At 69.7% G+C, this 17,007-nt stretch carries 17 protein-coding genes; 11 read left to right on the top strand and 6 right to left on the bottom strand.

Annotated features, from left to right (window positions below):
* Nucleotides 1-9: 9 nt before the first annotated feature.
* Nucleotides 10-1,089 carry an alpha/beta hydrolase gene (locus AB0G52_RS35825; protein ID WP_361342569.1) on the top strand — a complete coding sequence of 360 codons (1,080 nt, stop codon included), beginning with the start codon at nucleotides 10-12 and terminating at the stop codon, nucleotides 1,087-1,089.
* A 174-nt stretch (nucleotides 1,090-1,263) separates the two neighbouring features.
* Here AB0G52_RS35825 and AB0G52_RS35820 read toward each other — a convergent pair whose 3' ends face one another.
* Both AB0G52_RS35820 and AB0G52_RS35815 read right to left on the bottom strand, forming a co-directional pair.
* A complete protein-coding gene (locus AB0G52_RS35820) occupies nucleotides 1,264-3,981 on the bottom strand; it encodes an AAA family ATPase (RefSeq protein ID WP_361342566.1) in 2,718 nt (905 codons plus the stop codon).
* A gap of 237 nt (nucleotides 3,982-4,218) precedes the next feature.
* Nucleotides 4,219-4,701, bottom strand: a complete 483-nt coding sequence (locus AB0G52_RS35815) for an SsgA family sporulation/cell division regulator (RefSeq protein ID WP_361342563.1) — start codon at nucleotides 4,699-4,701, stop codon at nucleotides 4,219-4,221.
* A 177-nt stretch (nucleotides 4,702-4,878) separates the two neighbouring features.
* On the opposite strand from AB0G52_RS35815, the gene AB0G52_RS35810 reads away from it, so the two are divergent.
* Complete coding sequence (locus AB0G52_RS35810) at nucleotides 4,879-5,376, top strand: MarR family transcriptional regulator (protein ID WP_132890951.1); 498 nt, start codon at nucleotides 4,879-4,881, stop codon at nucleotides 5,374-5,376.
* A 112-nt stretch (nucleotides 5,377-5,488) separates the two neighbouring features.
* Nucleotides 5,489-6,157 (top strand): nitroreductase, encoded by a 669-nt coding sequence (locus AB0G52_RS35805; RefSeq protein ID WP_361342648.1) that lies wholly within the window; start codon nucleotides 5,489-5,491, stop codon nucleotides 6,155-6,157.
* A gap of 17 nt (nucleotides 6,158-6,174) precedes the next feature.
* On the opposite strand, the gene AB0G52_RS35800 is transcribed toward AB0G52_RS35805, so the two are convergent.
* Nucleotides 6,175-7,113, bottom strand: coding sequence for an RNA polymerase subunit sigma (locus AB0G52_RS35800; RefSeq protein WP_132890952.1), 939 nt, complete (start codon nucleotides 7,111-7,113; stop codon nucleotides 6,175-6,177).
* Between AB0G52_RS35800 and AB0G52_RS35795 the strand changes: the two genes are divergently transcribed.
* The 3 genes from AB0G52_RS35795 (at nucleotide 7,046) to AB0G52_RS35785 (ending at nucleotide 9,408) form a co-directional block, all read left to right on the top strand.
* On the top strand, nucleotides 7,046-7,636 hold the full coding sequence (locus AB0G52_RS35795) for a DUF5133 domain-containing protein (protein ID WP_361342559.1): 591 nt from the start codon (nucleotides 7,046-7,048) through the stop codon (nucleotides 7,634-7,636). The two genes, AB0G52_RS35800 and AB0G52_RS35795, sit on opposite strands and share 68 nt — an antisense overlap.
* A gap of 569 nt (nucleotides 7,637-8,205) precedes the next feature.
* Nucleotides 8,206-8,679 carry a carboxymuconolactone decarboxylase family protein gene (locus tag AB0G52_RS35790; RefSeq protein ID WP_132890954.1) on the top strand — a complete coding sequence of 158 codons (474 nt, stop codon included), beginning with the start codon at nucleotides 8,206-8,208 and terminating at the stop codon, nucleotides 8,677-8,679.
* A 327-nt stretch (nucleotides 8,680-9,006) separates the two neighbouring features.
* Complete coding sequence (locus tag AB0G52_RS35785; RefSeq protein WP_361342555.1) at nucleotides 9,007-9,408, top strand: cupin domain-containing protein; 402 nt, start codon at nucleotides 9,007-9,009, stop codon at nucleotides 9,406-9,408.
* A gap of 171 nt (nucleotides 9,409-9,579) precedes the next feature.
* On the opposite strand, the gene AB0G52_RS35780 is transcribed toward AB0G52_RS35785, so the two are convergent.
* Entirely contained in the window at nucleotides 9,580-10,308 is a 729-nt protein-coding gene (locus AB0G52_RS35780) for an SDR family oxidoreductase (protein ID WP_132890956.1), read from the bottom strand.
* Nucleotides 10,309-10,710: 402 nt separating this feature from the next.
* On the opposite strand from AB0G52_RS35780, the gene AB0G52_RS35775 reads away from it, so the two are divergent.
* Nucleotides 10,711-11,208 (top strand): Ohr family peroxiredoxin, encoded by a 498-nt coding sequence (locus tag AB0G52_RS35775; protein WP_132890957.1) that lies wholly within the window; start codon nucleotides 10,711-10,713, stop codon nucleotides 11,206-11,208.
* Between the two features lie 126 nt (nucleotides 11,209-11,334).
* Here the strand turns inward: AB0G52_RS35775 and AB0G52_RS35770 are convergent, their stop codons facing one another.
* Entirely contained in the window at nucleotides 11,335-11,865 is a 531-nt protein-coding gene (locus AB0G52_RS35770; RefSeq protein ID WP_132890958.1) for a DUF1003 domain-containing protein, read from the bottom strand.
* 202 nt (nucleotides 11,866-12,067) lie between these two features.
* On the opposite strand from AB0G52_RS35770, the gene AB0G52_RS35765 reads away from it, so the two are divergent.
* The 3 genes from AB0G52_RS35765 (at nucleotide 12,068) to AB0G52_RS35755 (ending at nucleotide 14,999) form a co-directional block, all read left to right on the top strand.
* The gene (locus tag AB0G52_RS35765; protein WP_132890959.1) at nucleotides 12,068-13,798 is read left to right on the top strand and encodes an FAD-binding protein; all 1,731 of its coding nucleotides are present in this window, start codon (nucleotides 12,068-12,070) and stop codon (nucleotides 13,796-13,798) included.
* A gap of 77 nt (nucleotides 13,799-13,875) precedes the next feature.
* The gene (locus AB0G52_RS35760) at nucleotides 13,876-14,622 is read left to right on the top strand and encodes an SDR family oxidoreductase (protein WP_132890960.1); all 747 of its coding nucleotides are present in this window, start codon (nucleotides 13,876-13,878) and stop codon (nucleotides 14,620-14,622) included.
* Nucleotides 14,623-14,672: 50 nt separating this feature from the next.
* Nucleotides 14,673-14,999 carry a hypothetical protein gene (locus AB0G52_RS35755; protein WP_361342548.1) on the top strand — a complete coding sequence of 109 codons (327 nt, stop codon included), beginning with the start codon at nucleotides 14,673-14,675 and terminating at the stop codon, nucleotides 14,997-14,999.
* A 38-nt stretch (nucleotides 15,000-15,037) separates the two neighbouring features.
* Here AB0G52_RS35755 and AB0G52_RS35750 read toward each other — a convergent pair whose 3' ends face one another.
* Complete coding sequence (locus AB0G52_RS35750) at nucleotides 15,038-15,643, bottom strand: TetR/AcrR family transcriptional regulator (RefSeq protein ID WP_361342545.1); 606 nt, start codon at nucleotides 15,641-15,643, stop codon at nucleotides 15,038-15,040.
* Nucleotides 15,644-15,738: 95 nt separating this feature from the next.
* Here AB0G52_RS35750 and AB0G52_RS35745 point away from each other — a divergent pair, with 95 nt between their 5' ends.
* Complete coding sequence (locus AB0G52_RS35745; RefSeq protein ID WP_361342543.1) at nucleotides 15,739-17,001, top strand: ABC transporter permease; 1,263 nt, start codon at nucleotides 15,739-15,741, stop codon at nucleotides 16,999-17,001.
* The last annotated feature ends 6 nt before the right edge of the window (nucleotides 17,002-17,007 follow it).

Genomic DNA, 17,007 nt, shown 5'->3' with positions numbered 1-17,007 from the left:
CTACGCGTTATGCAATTACTGCATGACGAGGTGCAAAACGGGTCTTGGACGGCCTGCTCCGACCGTTGTTGTCATTCACCTATGACCATTGTCTTCGTCAACGGCGTTCCTGTGACCTCCGCGGTGTGGACGCCGCTGATCAACGAGTTGTCCAAGTCTCAGCAGCAGGAGATGGTCCTGCTTTCGCCTCCGGGGTTCGGTGCGCCGCTTCCCGCGAACTTCGGCGCCACGTTCGTCGACTACCGGGACTGGCTCATCGACGAGCTGTCACGATTCGAGGCGCCCGTCGACATCGTCGGCCACGACTTCGGCGGAGGGTACGCCCTGGAGGTGGCGATGGCCCGTCCCGACCTGCTCCGCAGCTGGGTCAGCGACACCATCGGCGGTTACGAGCCGGACTTCACCTGGCATGAGATCGCGAAGCTCTGGCAGACGCCGGGCGACGGGGAGCGCCACGTCGAGGAGATCTTCTCGGGAGACGTCGAGGAGCGGGCAGCACGCATGGTCGACTGGGGCATTCCCGAGCCGGCGGCCGGCGAGGTGGCACTCGGTCAGGGCCCGCAGAGGCAAGGCCATTCTCGCGCTGTACCGGTCCGTGCCCCAGGCAGTGCTGATCGAGCGCGGCCTAGGTCTGCCCGCGGCGGCCGCAAGGCCGGGTTTGGTTCCCGTCGCCACCGAGGATCACACGGCCGGCAGCGTCGCCCTCCGCCACCGCGCTGCCCAGCGCGCCGGCGCTCGCGCCGTCGACCTCAACGGACTCGGTCACTGGTGGATGCTTCAGGACCCGGCGCAGACAGCCAGCATGCTGTCAGATTTCTGGAACAGCCTGTAGCGGACCACGGCGCTCGCCACCCTCGCGGCGCTGGTTACCGGACAAGCGCTGAGCGGGCTGACCCGCCGGTCGGCAGATCGCGCACCAGGTCGCCGTCATGCGGGCCGGGCGGGTCGTCGAGTCGGGGCCGCCAGGGGAGCTGTTCGCCGGGCCCCGCCACGCGTACACCTGAGAGCTGCCGGCGGCGATCCCCGGCCGTGTCCCCTCCCCCGCCCCGGCGGCGACCACCCGTCAAGGATCAGCATGAGCACTCCTGACATCACCTCTCCGGCCTTCCTCACCCCCGGCGGCCTCGCGGACGCCGACCCCTGTCCGGGCCTGGAGGAGACCCTCCGGCTGTTCGAGTACAGGGAGCGGAACGGGGGGACGAAGAGGCAGCCGCCCGGGGCCCCGGCCACGCCCGCCCCCCGCACGGCTCGGCGCCCGAGCCGTCAGAGGCCGGACGTGGCCTGTTCGTCCTGCAGCGCGGCGAGGGCGGCCGCCAGCTTGCCGCGGCCGGTGATGCCCAGGCGTGGGTAGATGCGGTAGAGGTGCGCTCCGACGGTGCGGTGCGAGATGAACAGGCGCTGGCCGATCTCCCGGTTGCTCAGCCCCCGCGACGCCAGCACGGCTATCTGCATCTCCTGGGCGGACAGCTGATCGCCGGTGTTCGCGTGCCGCCGACCGCTCGACTCGCCGGTGGCACGCAGCTGTTCGCGGGCCATCTCGGCCCAGGGCCGCGCGCCGACCCGGTCGAACTCGGCGCGGGCGAGCCGCAGCGGGTTCCGGGCGTCGACGTTGCGGCGTTGGCGGCGCAGCCACCGGCCGTGGTGCAGACGGAGCCGGGCACGCGACAGCGTCCATGCGGCCGGCAGTGCGGTCAGGGCCGCGGCGTAACGCTCCTCCGCGGTGTCGTCCGGCGCCAGCACCGCGTCGGTGTAGGCGTGCGCCACCACCATCATCTCCGAGGGCAGCCGACCGGCCAGCTCCGGAAGACCGGCCAGTAGGTCCCGGGCCTGCCGTACGGTGCCCGCCGCGACCGCGGCGTCCGCCAGGTCCGGTGCGAGCAGCCAGCGGCTCACCGAGTGGTAGTGCGGATCCGCGGGATCGAAGGCGCGCGACAGCACGTCGTACGCCTCCGTTGCCCGGCCTTCGAAGAGCGCGAGCAAGCCGTCGGTCTGCTGTGCCATCACGGTGACGAACGGCATCTGCAGGAACAGGCCGTGCGTGCGCAGTTCGCCGGTCGTCCGCGTCGCCTGCTCGGTTTCCCCGCGCAGCGCCGCCACCAGGCCGGCCGTAGCCTTCAAGCCCAGCCAGACGATCCACTCCCCGGTCTCCTCGGCCAGGGCCAGTCCTTCGGCGCACTCCTCGCGAGCCCGCTCGAGCCGGCCGAGGTACACCTGCGGCCAGGCGGCGGCCAGTGAACGGGCGAGAAGCCCGAGCCGGCCCTGCGAACGCCATGCCGCGGCCGCCGCCGCGAGGTACTGGACGGCGCGGCTGGCGTCGCCCGTCACCATCGCACCGCTGCCGAGGAAATGCAGGATCCGGCCGTCCTGATGGTCTGCTCCGATACCGCCGAGCCGCGCGATCACGTCGGCCCCGTGCCGGTACGGCTCGGCATACGCCCGCACCGCGAGCACGTGGGGGGCGTTCGGATCGGGACTCCATCGATCGAGTTCCGCTGCGGTCCGGGACCGCACCTGCGCGTCGCCGTCCTGGAAGAAGCACCGCGCGCTGGCTCGCCACAAGAGGTTCTCCGCGACGTCTCGGGCTCCCGCGTCGAAGGCTCCGGCCGCCGCGGTGACCATGTCCTCGATCCGTCGTTCCGGCTCGCCCGGTTCGAAAGCAGAACTGTCCGACACCACCATCAGGCGAGCCCGGTCGACCGGGTCCAGCACGCTCATGTCCATGCGGTCCAGCAGCGCCTGGACACTGATGCTGTGGTTGATCTCGCTGGACAATTCGGCCGCCCGGACCAGGATGCCGGTCCGGCGCTGAGCGTCGAGGACGAGGTCGGCCGCCTGACGCAGCGCCGGAACGGCTGCGGCCGCCCTGCCTGCGGCCTGCGACGCATCGGCGAACCGTTCGAGCCGAGCGGCAAGCTCCTCGTCCGGCCCGATCGTGGCCGCTGCCTCGTGAGCGAGTCGGCGCTCGGGGGTCCCTTCCATCACCGCTGCGAGGGCACGGTGGGTGGCCAGCCGGTCGGCGAGTGTCGCATGGTTGTAGATGGCCGTGCGCATCAGCGGATGGCGGAACTCGGCGGTGAAACCGACCAGGGTGACCAGATCCGCGTCGACCGCCTCCTGCACCGCGTCGACGGAGACCGCAGAGCCGGTGAGGCGGCTCGCCAGATCCAGCAGGAGGTTCAGGGGCGCGGCCGGCTCGGCGGCCAGGACCAGGAGCAACGTACGGCACTCCCGGCTCACGGAATCGGTACGTGCGGAGAAAGCGTCCTCCAGCCGCTGGGTCAGCGGCAGGTCGTCCAGCTGCGCGGTCATGCCCTGGACGGCCTTGGGCAGTTCCACCAGGGCCAGCGGATTGCCCGCCGCACGCTCCAGGATGAGCGCCCGCAACGACGGCGGCAGGTCGGGCGCGCCGGCATCGAGCAGTTCGGCGGCGGCCGGCCGGCTGAGCGGCAGCAACGGAAGGTCCAGGTGTCCGTACGACTCGGAGTACTGGACCCGAGCGCCGGCGATCACCTGTATGGCGAGGTCATGGGTGCGCCGGGCGACGAACTTGAGCACGTCCCGGCTTGAGGAGTCGATCCACTGCAGGTCGTCCACCAGCAGCAGGAGCGGCCGGAGGCTGGCCTCGTCGGCGAGGAGTTCAAGCACGGGCAGTCCGACCCGGTATATCTCGGGCTCGGTGTCGCTGGCGCTGAACGCGGCGCTCAGCGCCGACCGATGCGGATCCGACAGGTCCTTCATGCCACGGGCGACCGGCTGCAGCAGCATCTGCAGTGCGGCGAACGGCAGCCACTGCTCGGGCTCCACCCCGGAGGTGCGGAGCACCTTGAAGCCGCTTTCCGCGGCCTCGGCCCCGACCGTGCGCAGCAGAGCCGACTTGCCGACGCCGGCGGCGCCGTGGACCAGCAGTGCACCACCGTGCCCGGCTGCGGCGTCCGCGAGCAGACCCCGCAGGGTGCGCAGTTCCTCGTCGCGCCCCCTCACACTCGTGCGGATCCCGCCTTCTGCGGGGTTCGCGACAACCGCGTCCCGACACGTGCGCCCGCGGGATGCTCAGGCGCCGGACGTTCGTTCATCGGCACGACAAGCAGGGGGCACAGCACGTGAAGCTTCTCTCCGCCAGGGGGGGTGGTCCGCTCAGCATGCTACTCGTCGGGGGCGACCCTCCTGTCGGTGAGGGTGGACCATCAGTCGCACGACTCTCTGAGGTCGCGCCTCGTCCTACAGCTGGACGGCAAAACCCTCCGGCCCCAGAGAGCTCCTCTCCTCCCCGAGGGGCACGACGTCGAAGGTGGCGGTCAGGAATTCGTCGATCACGATCGCGGACGCGGCTACGACGAACGTCTCCCGGCCCGACCGGAACGACAGGTACACCAACCCATGGCCACGGATTTCGTCGGGCCAGACCTGCACATCACCGAAACCGTCGAGCCGCCGCCTGCCGGAGGCCAGGAGGTCGCGGCCGAACTCCCACTCGATGACCGGATCACTGCCCGCGTTGAACGCCATGGTCACGGAGTACGGCTCCGCGCTGTCATAGCGGAGCTCTGTCATGACCGGCAGCGCCGCCCCCTCTTCGAGGAGAGCCACGACCGTTCGACATGTCACCGGCTCCGGCTCGACACCCCACCTGGCGTGGCTCTCCCAGCCTGCTTTGCGAGCACACCCCGGCTCGTCATCGGTGTCGAAGACCTTGCCGCTCATGATTCGTCCCCTCTCGTCTTCCCGTCCGCCACGAGCCTGGGACGGGCTGAGAGGCGATGCATCAGTCAAGTGACTACGAGGGCACGCGGCTCAGGCCGCATCACGGAACCTCACCCCATCTGTGATTGACTCACATGAAACCGTCTCGAATGCACCTATGGCTGTAATGTGGTTCTCGTGACCACCCGCGCACCTCACGAAGCCGCCCCGCCGACCGCCTCGCGCGCCACCGACCGCCCCGGGGACGCCTCGCCTTTCGCTCTCGCCCTCCTGTTGCGGCGGGCGCACTGGCGGGTGGCCGGGGTGATGACGGAGGCGCTGCGCCCGCTGGGTATCGAATTGCGGCACTTCGCGGTGCTGCTGGTACTGGTCGACCGGGGGCCGACGGTGCAGCGGGACCTGGGTCCGGCGACGGGGTCGGACAAGGCGGGGGTCATGAGGGTCGTGGACGATCTGGAGCGGATGGGACTGGCCGTCCGCAAGGCGGTTCCGGGAGACCGGCGGGTGCGGGCGGTGGAGATCACGCCACGGGGTGTCGAACTGTTCGATGCGGCACATGTGGCGGCGGAGCCGCCGGCCGAGCGCCTGGTGGCCGATCTGGAGCCGGGTGAACGCAAGCAGCTGACAGGACTGCTGACCCGGTTCGCCCACCCCGCCGAGCACGGCAAGGCATGACCACACCCACCCCTCTCCACCCACTGTCACACTCACCCGAGATAGTATTGACCGATACTATATCGAGTGAGACGATTGCGTGGGTGTTCAAGGAGAAGGGATGCGGGCGATCATGAATGTCTACGAGGCCGTCGCGAGTCGGCGAGCCGTGCGGGGCTTCACCGACCAGCAGGTACCGCGGGAGGTGCTGGAGCGCGTGCTGTCCGCCGCGGCCTGGGCACCCTCCGCATCGAACCTCCAGCCGTGGCAGGTCTACGTGCTTACCGGCCGACCGCTGGCCGAGCTCAAGAAGCGCGCCGGCGAACGCATAGCCGCGGGCGACCCCTGGGACGAGCCCGAGTACGAGCAGTACCCCCCAGCCCTCAAGAGCCCTTACCGGGAGCGCCGATCCGCCTTCGGCGAGCAGCGGTACGGCGCGCTCGGCATTGCGCGCGAGGACCTGGAGGCGCGACAGCGGGCCGCTGCCGCGAACTGGGACTGTTTCGGGGCGCCGGCCGCCCTGTTCTGCTACGTCGACCGCGGCATGGGCCGGCCGCAGTGGTCGGACCTGGGCATGTATCTGCAGTCCGTGATGCTGCTGCTCCGCGCAGAAGGGCTGCACAGCTGCGCGCAGATGGCCTGGGCGAAGTACCACAGGACCGTCGCGGACGTCCTGTCGCCGCCGGACGAACTCCTTCTCTTCTGCGGCATGTCGATCGGGCACGAGGACGTCACGGCAGGCCAACCCCGTATCGGCCGGGCGCCGCTCGAGGAGACGGTCACGTTCGTCGGCGGCAGCTGACCCGGCGGCGCCGGCGGTCAGAGCGAGCCGTCGCCCTGCGGTGACGGGCCCCCGTGCGAGCCGGATTCCGGGAGGGTGGGGGGCTGGTTCCAGGACCGCAGCTTGTCGGGATTGAGGACAACCCACACCTGCGCGACACGGTGTTCAGCGATGTCGAGACTGATGACGGCGGCGGCCTGGCAGTCGTAACGGACGACGAGGCCGGTACGCCCGTTGACGGAGCGGGTGGTCAGGGTGGTGCGAGGGTGGCGGGCCAGGAGCGTCAGCAGGCCGTGGGCGACCGGACGGCTGCCGTGCACCGGCCTGCTCAGTGCGCGGACCTTGCCGCCGCCGTCGAAGAACGCCGTGACGTCCGGACACAGCAGCGACTCGAGCAGTTCGGCATCCTCGTCCACGCAGGCCTGGCGGACCGTGCGGGCGAGGAGATCCTGTTCCTCAGGAGGGGTGGAGTGCGAGCGCTGCCTCCGAAGGCTGCGGCGGGCACGGTCGGCGAGCTCGGCGCACTCGGGCGCCGGGCGTCCCACGATGTCGGCCACCGTGCCGGAGGCCATCCCGAAGACGTCGTTGAGCACGAACGCCGCCCGCTCGGCCGGCGACAGGGAGTCCAGCGCGTTCAGCAGAACCCGGCTGACCTCCTCCGCCAGGCCCGCCTGAGCGCCCTCGACGTCTGGTGGTTCCGTCGGGTGCTCCGCCGTCCGGTCAGGCCGACCTGTCACGCCACGGCGGGGGCGGGCGAGCAGGCCCAGGCAGATCCCGCCCGCGGTCTTCGTGAGCCAGTGCCGGGGAGCAGTGATCCGGCCACGCTCCGCGTCGGACAGGCCGTACCAGCGACGGTAGCTCTCACCGACCACGTTCTCCGCCTCGCGGGAGTCGCCCAGCATCCAGTAGGTGACTTCCAGCAGGTGCCGCCGCTCGTCGAGCAGCTCGGCGACCGGCACCGCGTCGGCCTCGTCCATAGGCTTCTCCCCCTCACCGGGCACAGCGCAACAACGACAGGTACGTTCCTCGGCTCACTCCTCTGACCGGGCAAGCGCGCGTCGTGTGACACCGGCCGTCTCCCGCGGCCGCGCATCCCAGGAATGCACCGGGCGGGAGCCCGGCTCGTCACACAAGCCGGGGACAACCGGTCTTCCCTCACGCCGGTGTGACCAGAACGTCGAAAGGGAGGGCCTGGCTGTGCTCGTTGTTCCGAATCCGAAGGTCGTCAGAGGACTGCTGACCCGATACGCGTGCCTGCGGATCGCGTTCGCCGGGAACGAGGGGCGGGAGAGGGCACGCGAACTCGAGGACGTGAGTTACACGCTGTGCATCACGATGGGGGCCCGGACAGTCGACGAGGCCATAGCGGCCGCGGACACGCTGCTGAAGGCTCGGGCCGCCGGGCGGGGAGGTGTCCGGGAGCCGAGCGGCGGGGACGGTCCCCCGACGAGCCCCTCCGACCGCCCAGCGCCCGGTGGCATCCCCTCCGTCGCGCCGTAGAGAACCGTCCTCGCCCCTTTCCGTACGGCCGTGGGCGAACCGGTCCCCGTCCGGGCGTGGTCATGCCTTGTCGTGCTCGGCGGAGTGGGCGAACCGGGTCAGCAGTCCTGTCAGCTGCTCGCGTTCGCCCGGCTCCAGATCGGCCACCCGCCAGTGCGCCCGCCGCAGGGAGCGAAAGGCGAGGTATCCCCGGGGCGGTCGGTGGCACGCGAGGCGGCCGAGGGCTGGGGAGTGTCGGCTGTCACAGCACCACGTACTGCGTGCCGCAAGACGGCATCGATGGACGCCTGCCATTCGGCGGTCTCCTCGGCGTCCCTGCCTGGTAGCGACACCCAGGAACCGCGGTCGTGCCGTTCCTGTGACCTCCTTCGGCACATGGACGACGTGTCCGCCGGCCCCGTGCGGTGATCGGCGTCTCGTGATCAAGGTGGGCGCACAGCCGGCGAACCCTCGAACCGGGCGCGGTGACGACACGACGAACGAGACCCGGGTCACATCAGGCGTCGGTGTCACACCTCGGCGGCCTGCCCGGTCAGTAGTGCGTACCAGCAATTCCGCAAGGAGGATCCATGGACGCGCGTCTCAACTACTACGGCAATCCGCTCGCGGGCAAGGTGCTCAAGCACCTCGTCTCCGCCAGCAAGGCGCTCTCGGACTCGACGCTGCCGGCCACCGTGCAGCATCTGGTGGAGGTCCGCGCCAGCCAGATCAACGGCTGCGGCTTCTGCACCGACATGCACACCAAGGAAGCCACCCACGCCGGGGAGACCTCGGTACGGCTCAACCTGATCGCGGCCTGGCGGGAGGCGACGGTCTTCACCGAGGCCGAGCGCGCGGCGCTGGAGCTGGCCGAGCAGGGCACCCGCGTCGCGGACGCGGCCGGTGGTGTCACCGACGAGGCCTGGGCGAACGCCGCGAAGCACTTCGACGAGGACCAACTCGCGGCGCTGACCAGCCTGATTGCCGTCATCAACGCCTACAACCGCATCAACATCATCACCCAGCAGCCGGCCGGCGGCTACAAGGTAGGCATGTTCGGCTGAGCTCGAAGCCGGGCCGGATGCCGAGGGCCGGGAGGCAGCCGGGCAGGGACGACCCTTGTCCCGTCATCGATGCCTTCGGCGCGGAGCACGACGTTCGGGGCGCCGGCCGACTGCGCTCAAGCAGGTGGTCGGCCAAGCCGGTCTCTTCGGAGCCCGGCACCGCTGCGCCGATGTCGGCGCTGCCGGGACCACAGCCGGCCCAACGGTGGCGGACGGTGGCCGCCCGCCGCGTGAAACTCGCTGTAGATCAAGTCGTTGTGAGCCTGGAACCGCTGACGCCAGCGCGTCCGTTCCGGGCCGGTACACGGAGGTGGCACCATGCACGAAATGCACTCAGAGGCCGGATTCGGACCGAAGATGCTGGCGGACGTCAAGCCGCCCTTCGTTCCCGAGGGCGCTTCGGGAATGACCGTCCTCGTCGAGTGGGCTCCCGGTGACCCCGGGACTCCTCCGCACCGTCACTCGGGGCCGTGTTTCGGCTACGTCCTCGAAGGCGCGGTCCGGTGGGAGCTCGAGGGCGAGCCGGAGCACGTGATCAAGGCCGGTGAGACGTTCTGGGAGCCGGGCGGTGAGGTGATCCACTACCAGAACGGCAACGCCTCCTCGGAGGTGCCGGCCAAGTACATCGTGTTCATGATGTGTGCGCCGAACCAGCCGATGCTCACCCTGGTCGACGACGAGGAGCTGGAGAAGCGGGCCCACCTGCGCGCCCCCCGCCCCACCGACTGAGCTCCCGCCCGCGCACTGGCCGGTTCCCGACGGAGTCACGGGACCTCGGCCGACGACAGCGAACAGCCCCTCCCCTGCGCACCGCCATGGATCTCGCCATGGCGGTGCCGTCGTATGAACGGCGGCCCCGGGCCGGCACACGGCGTCCCCGGACGCCCCGGCCGCGCCCGGTCAGGAAAGCCAGTCGGTGTAGCGAGTGGGCGCGAGGTGCGCGTTCTTGTCGGTGAGGACGTCGCCCTTGACCACGGCGAACATACCGGCGGTGGGGTCGGTGACGACGGTACGGGGGTCGCCCTTGTGGGACAGGGTGATCCGGCCCAGTTCGTCCAGGGGGAAGATCTCGGGGCCGGCGACGTTGCGGATCCCGTTCAGCGGGGCGCCGGCCGCCACCTCCGCCACCGCGTGCGCGACGTCCCTGGAGGCGATGGGCTGAATGGGCGTGGCGGGAAGCCGGACGGTGTCCCCGTCGGCGGTCCAGGACAACACCGCATCCATGAAGTCCATGAACTGCGTGGCCCTGACGATCGAATAGGGGATCGGCCCGTCCGCGAGGACCTTCTCCTGGAGCGCCTTGGCGCGGTAGTAGTCCAGCTCGGGCACCTGGTCCGTGCCGACGATCGAGAGGATGACGAAGTGGCCGACGCCGCCCTTGTCGGCCGCCGCCAGGAGGTTGTCCATCGAGTTCTGGAAGAACGCGAGGGAGGCGTCGTCGAAGGTCGGGGAGTTCGTCAGGTTGATGACGACGTCGGCTCCCCTGACCGCCTCGTCCAGACCCTGACCGCTGAGGATGTCGACCCCTGTGGACTGCGAGTGCGGCACCGCCTCGTGCCCGGCGGCGTTCAACTCCTTGACGACCTGCGACCCGATCAGTCCCGTACCGCCGATGACCGCGAACTTCATGACATGCCCTTCCGCCCGTAGCTTGTCCGGAATATTACGTAAGTCACTATATGTGGGCGTCAGAGGGTTCGGCTCGGACACACGTCAGGGTGCGCAGCAGCCTCCGTCAGCCGCGAGGCGACCCACCGGCGCCCGAATCGACGGCGACTGTCACAACGGCGGGGATCTGTCGGTCAACTGACTGTCCGCATCTGGAAACCCTCCATACGCGAAGGTGCCCCCTATGGCATTCGTCATCACCGGTCCGTCGGGTTCTGCCCGCGGCCGCCCGGAATCCCGCAGCGCACGGCGGCTCGGTACAAACAGGCCGCGGGGTGCACACAGGCCGACGAACGTGAGCCCTGCGGCGTCGGTTTCGGCTCAGCGCCCGGCCGTGCACTGCGACGCCGATGGAGACATGCCGTGAACGAGCCGACCCGGTTGCCCGATCTGTCCACCGACAGGGACTTCGACGGAGAGGCCTTCGCGCCGATCTACACCACCACCGTGACGGTGAACGGGGGAATGACGAGTCACGGGCGGGCCTCGGGAAGGGCTCGCTCGAGCGACGGCGTCCTGGATCTCGACCTGCGCATGCCCGCGGAACTGGGCGGGGACGGTCAGGGGACGAATCCCGAGCAGTTGTTCGCCGCCGGTATCGCCGCCTGTTTCCACGGGGCGCTGAGTCTGGTCGCACGGCAGGCCGCACTCGACCCCGCCGCGATCTGCGTGGAAGCGACCGTGGCTTTTGGACGGGACCCGGAAGACGGCGGCTACCTGTTGCACGTGGACCTCGAGGTCAAGTGGCCGGACATCGACCTGGCCGTCGCCGCCCCGCTCGTGGAGAAGGCCGATTCGCTCTGCCCCTACACGAAGATGGCCCTGCGGGGAACACCGACGAGCATCAGGCTGGCCTCGTAGCCGACGGCGTCGGCTGCTCGCCCGGCCGTATGTCGTTTCGACTGCTGTCGTGTGTCTCGTGCTCACACACGACAGCAGTCGCAAGAGAGTGCCGCCCCACCGGTACCGGCCGCCCGAAAGCCGCGTTCACAGCGCATCCGGGGCCACGGGCGGAACGTCGGAGCCCGATTCCAGCGCGCTCCTGCTCTGCTTGATGATCTCCTGGACGTGCAGCTCGATCTCCTGCGGATTCAGGCCGAGCGCCTTGCCTATGTGCACCGCCCAGATCTCGGCACGGAGATCGGTCTCGAAATCCAGATCGGCCCGGACGTTCTCCCGTGCGGCTTGCCGGTTCTGGCTCACCATGACGAAGGTGGACAGGAAGATGGCCTCAAGGCTCACGATCATGGTGAGCAGCCCGAACGGGTAGGGGTCGAAGACCGCCGCGGCGCCGAACAGCCTGAGGTTGAGGGCGATCCACGCCGTGAACCAGACGGCGTGCACGTAGACGAAGCCCATCGTGCCCGCGAAGGCCGTGATCGCGTCCGCGAACCGGTCCTGCGTCGTGCGCACCCTGGCCAGCACCAGCCGCTCGTGGCGCGCACGGAGGTCGAGGCGGTCAGTGCCGCCGGAAGCGGAGCGCGGCCGGATGGCCCGGCCTTCGGATCGAACGGTCATTCGTACTTACACCCTCATTCCCTCGCCGAGGACGCCACCGCCACAACGCCCTCACGCCCGGAGGACACCTGGGAGTACGACCGGAGGTATGACCGTGCAGACCGCGAGATTGTGACGGCCCACGCCTGATCCGGGCGCTGTCACAGATTCCGGGACGGCCCGGTCCTAGTGGGTGACAATCCCACGGCGATCGGAGTAGGTCGTGACTCTCACCGAACAACGTATTTCCGCCACGGTGCTGGTGATCGGCACCGGAGGTGCCGGGCTGCGCGCGGCGATCGAACTGGCCGAGGCCGGTGTCGACGTCCTTGCGGTCGGCAAGCGCCCCAAGGAGGACGCGCACACGGCGCTTGCCGCCGGAGGAATCAATGCCGCGCTCGGCACCATGGATCCCGAGGACAGCTGGCAGCAGCACGCGGCCGACACGCTCAAGGAGAGCTACCTGCTCGCCGATCCCCGCACCGTGGAGATCGTCACCCAGGGCGCCGCCCGGGGCATCGGCGACCTGGAGCGCTACGGCATGGCCTTCGCCCGGGAGGAGGACGGACGGATCTCCCAGCGCTTCTTCGGCGCTCACACGTTCCGGCGGACCGCCTTCGCCGGCGACTACACCGGTCTGGAGATCCAGCGCACGCTCATCCGGCGCGCGGACCAGCTGAACATTCCGGTGCTCGACGGTGTCTACATCACCCGGCTGCTGGTCCACGACGGCGCCGTCTTCGGTGCCTACGGCTTCGATCTCACCCATGGCACGCGGTACCTGATCCACGCCGACGCCGTCATCCTCGCCGCGGGTGGTCACACTCGCATCTGGCGGCGGACGTCCTCCCGGCGCGACGAGAACACGGGCGACTCGTTCCGCCTGGCCGTGGAGGCCGGCGCCCGGCTTCGCGACCCCGAGCTGGTGCAGTTCCATCCTTCCGGGATCATCGAGCCCGAGAACGCGGCCGGCACCCTCGTCAGCGAGGCCGCGCGCGGTGAGGGCGGCATCCTGCGCAACGCGCTCGGCGAGCGGTTCATGAACCGCTACGACCCCGCCCGCATGGAGCTGTCGACCCGCGACCGCGTGGCCCTGGCCTCCTACACGGAGATCAAGGAGGGGCGGGGCACGCCCAAGGGCGGAGTGTGGCTCGACGTCTCCCATCTGCCACGGCAGACGATCATGACGCGTCTCCCCCGCGTCTACCAGACCCTGCTCGATCTGCAGATGCTGGACATCACCCGCGATCCGATCGAGATCGCGCCCACCGCGCACTACTCGATGGGCGGGGTGTGGGTACGCCCCGAGGACCACAGCACCGACGTGCGCGGCCTGTACGCCATCGGTGAGGCGTCGAGCGGCCTGCACGGTGCCAACCGCCTCGGTGGGAACAGTCTCATCGAGCTGCTGGTCTTCGGCCGTATCACGGGCCAGGCGGCCGCCGCCTACTCGCGGTCCCTGACCGCCCAGCCGCGGTCGGCGTCGGCTGTCGCAGAGGCCCGCGCCGAGATCGACGAGCTGCTGGTGGCCGACGGACCGGAGAACGTACGCGCCCTGCAGCGCGCCATCCGCAACACCATGACCGAGCACGCCGGAGTCGTACGCGACGAAGAAGGCCTGCGCGCCGGGCTCGCGGAGCTCGCGGCGATCGAGAAGCGCATGGAGGACGTCGGCGTCCACCCGGACATCGCCGGCTTCCAGGACCTCGCGCACGCCTTTGATCTCAAGTCCGCGGCGCTGGCGGCCCGGGCCACCCTCGAAGCGGCACTTGAGCGCCGGGAGACCCGCGGCTGCCACAACCGCAGCGACTACCCCCACCTCGATCCCGCGCAGCAGGTGAACCTCGTGTGGTCGCCCACGACCGGTATCACCCGGGAAAGCATTCCTGCCATCCCCGACGAGATTTCCTCCCTGATGGCGGAGGTCTCGACCGACGGAAAGCTCGCCGAATAACGCCGGGATCCGTTCCGGGCATTTTCTCGATTCTTGCAATGAACACCCACGAAGAACACCTACGAAAGGACACCGCCATGAAGGTCGTAGTGATCGGTGGAACCGGGCTCATCGGCTCGAAGCTGGTGGGCAAGCTCGCCGAGTACGGGCACGAGGCGGTCGCGGCCTCGCCCAACACCGGCGTCAACACCGTGACCGGTGAAGGGCTGCAAGAGGCACTGCGGGGCGCGTCGGTCGTGGTCGATGTGTCGAACTCCCCCTCGTGGGTCGACGAAGACGTCATGAACTTCTTCCGCACCTCGACCGCCAACCTGCTGCGTGCCGAGGCGGACGCCGGTGTGACGCACCACGTCGCGTTGTCCGTGGTCGGTACCGACCGCCTTCAGGAGAGCGGCTACTTCCGTGCCAAGCAGGCGCAGGAAGAGCTGATCAAGGCCTCCGGCATCCCGTACTCCATCGTCCACGCCACGCAGTTCTTCGAGTTCGTGAGCGGGATCGCGGACATCTCGACGGAGGGCGACACCGTGCGCCTGGCCCCCGTCAAGTTCCAGCCCGTCCACTCCGACGACGTGGCAGCGGCCGTCGGCCGCACCGCGGTCGGCGCCCCGGTCAACGGCGTGGTGGAGGTCGCCGGCCCGGACGTCTTCCAGCTCGACGAACTCATCCGTCAGCTACTCGCCGCCAAGGACGACACGCGCACGGTCGTCACCGACCCGAGCGCCCCATACTCCGGTGCCGAACTGGAGGAGACCACGCTCGTGCCGGGTCCTGACGCACACATCGCCGAGACCCGGTTCACCGACTGGCTCGGGCAGCAGCGATAAGTCCTGCGAGCGGCCCCTGGCGGCGGTCAGGGGCAGGCCGGACCGGCGGCATGGACATCACGAACGCCGCCCTCGGCAACAGCAGTGTCAAGGCGCTCGTGTACATCGACGCCTTCGTCCCCGCGAAGGGACAGTCCGCAGGGGAGATCGCCGCTTCCGAGCCCGGTTCGGGAGTGATCGTGCAGGATCCGACGACGGTGTTCGACCTCGTCCCCTTCCCGGGCGCATCGGACGGGGACGCCGACCTCCCGGCGCCGTGGCCAGGCTCATCACCACGGTGGCCCGCACCAGCTGATCCGTACACGGCCCTCGCGATCGAGGCTTGCGGGACGGAACTCCCGGGACTCGCCGAAGGTAAGAAGCACCGCCCTCGATGACACCGTCGAGGGCGGCTGCCCGATGTTCCGGAGACCGCTCAGCGCTCACCGGCCGGCCCCGGCCACAGCGCCCGCACCGCGTCGGGCACCTCGGCCACCACCGCCGGATCGAGCAGAGCCACTTGCAGAATGTAGCCGGGCAGGACGGAGAGCATCGTCGAAGCGATCCCCTCTGCGGTCGCGTTCGCCGGCAGACCGCCCCGCTCCTGGTGGTCGCGGACCAGAGTGACGAGATTGGCGCGCATGCCGCCCATGAGGTCGTCGAGCTTGCGCGCCAGCGAGCGGTTGCGCATGGCCTCTCCCCAGACCAGAACCGCGAGGCCGGCCACGCCCTCCTCGGCGGACTTGACCCGAATCACGTCGAGCAGTTCCGCCATGACCGCCCCCATGGACCGGCCCCGCCGGTTCGCCGCGACGGCGACCGTGATGTCCAGGACATCGCGCATGTTCTCCTCGGCGATCGCGAGGATCATCTCGTCCTTGCTGGTGAAGTGCCGATACACCGCGCCCGCGGACAGCCCCGACTCCGCGAACAGGTCCTGCATGGACGTGGAGTGGAACCCGTCACGCAGGAAGCAACGGCGCGCTGCGTCCAGGATCTGCTTGCGGCGGGCGTCCATGTGCTGCTGAGTGACCTTGGGCATAGGGCAAGGCTACCAAAGAAAACGAACGTTCGTGTTGACGCTTGGGGACCTCACGGGCCAGACTGAACGCTCAAGAAAAACGATCATTCCTTTTTATGAGAGGGCGGGCCGTGAGGAACCCCTTGTCAGGACACCAGACGTGGCGGGAAGTAGCCATTGCCGCCGTGGTGCTGCCCATAGTGATCACTCTGGCGGTGATGACGTTCGCCTGGCCGGCGGGGCGGATCTCGCCACGCGACGTCCCGGTGGGGATCGTGGGCACGGGGCCGGCCAGTCAGCACGCGGTGGAGAAACTGACTCAGCAGAAGCCCGGCGCCTTCGACTTCCGCCTCTACCCCGACCAGCACGCGGCGCGGTCGGCGATCAGGAACCGGGACGTCTACGGAGCCTTCGCCGTCTCCGGCCACGGCATCACCGTGCTGAAGGCCACCGCCGCGAGCCCCTCCGTGGCTCAGCTACTGACCGATGTCGGACAGCAGCTGGCGGACAGGGCCAGCGCGCAGGCGACCGCCCGGCAGAAGGCTGCCGAACAGAAAGCCGCCGAGCAGAAAGCTGCCGACCAGAAGGCCGGCGGCGCGCACTCGCCGGCGAAGGCCCACCAGCAGGCAGCCGCCCAGCAGGGAGCCGCCGGCGCTGCTTCCCCGGTGAAGATCCTCGCGAAGTCGGTCGACGTGGTGCCCGTCGCCGCGGACGACCCTCGGGGTGTGGTGTTCAGCTCATCGGTCTTCCCGCTCACGATCTGCGGCATCATGATCGGGGCGTTCGTCACGATGGCCCGCGGCCTGGCACGCCCGCGGCACCGGGTGCTGACGCTTCTCGTGGCATGCGCCGTCGCGGCCCTCGGCGTCTATGCGGTGGCCCAGGGTTTCCTCGGGGCGCTGCCCCACAACCACGTGGCCACGTGGGCGATCCTGACCCTCGACCTGCTCTCCGTCAGCGCCACCGCCGCCGGTGCGATCCGGCTCCTGGGGCCGGCAGGCCTCGGGCTCAGCGCCGCGCTCATGGTTTTCGTCGGAAACGCCTTCTCCGGCGCCACCTCCGCTCCGGAGATGCTCCCCAAGGGCGTGGACCACGTCGGCCAGTGGCTGCCCCCGGGCGCCGGTGCCGGCCTGCTGCGCGACATCACGTACTTCGACGGCAACGCCGATGCCGGTCACCTCGCCGTCCTCGTCCTGTGGACCGTCTGCGGGCTCACGGCGGTCATGTGCGGCCACTGGGTCATCAGGGAAGGCCGCGGCACGAAGAGCGGGGCGCCGGCTTCCGGAGAGTCGCTCCCGGCACTGCCCGGGTCAGGCACCGCCCTGACGGTGCGGCGCCACGCGCACGCGCACGCCCGTCGCCCTGACGGGGAGGACTGATACCGA

Source organism: Streptomyces sp. NPDC021562, assembly GCF_040640875.1.
GTDB lineage: Bacteria > Actinomycetota > Actinomycetes > Streptomycetales > Streptomycetaceae > Streptomyces.
Note: the sequence above shows the minus strand (reverse complement) of the source record. Positions and strands in the feature narration are given on the sequence as shown.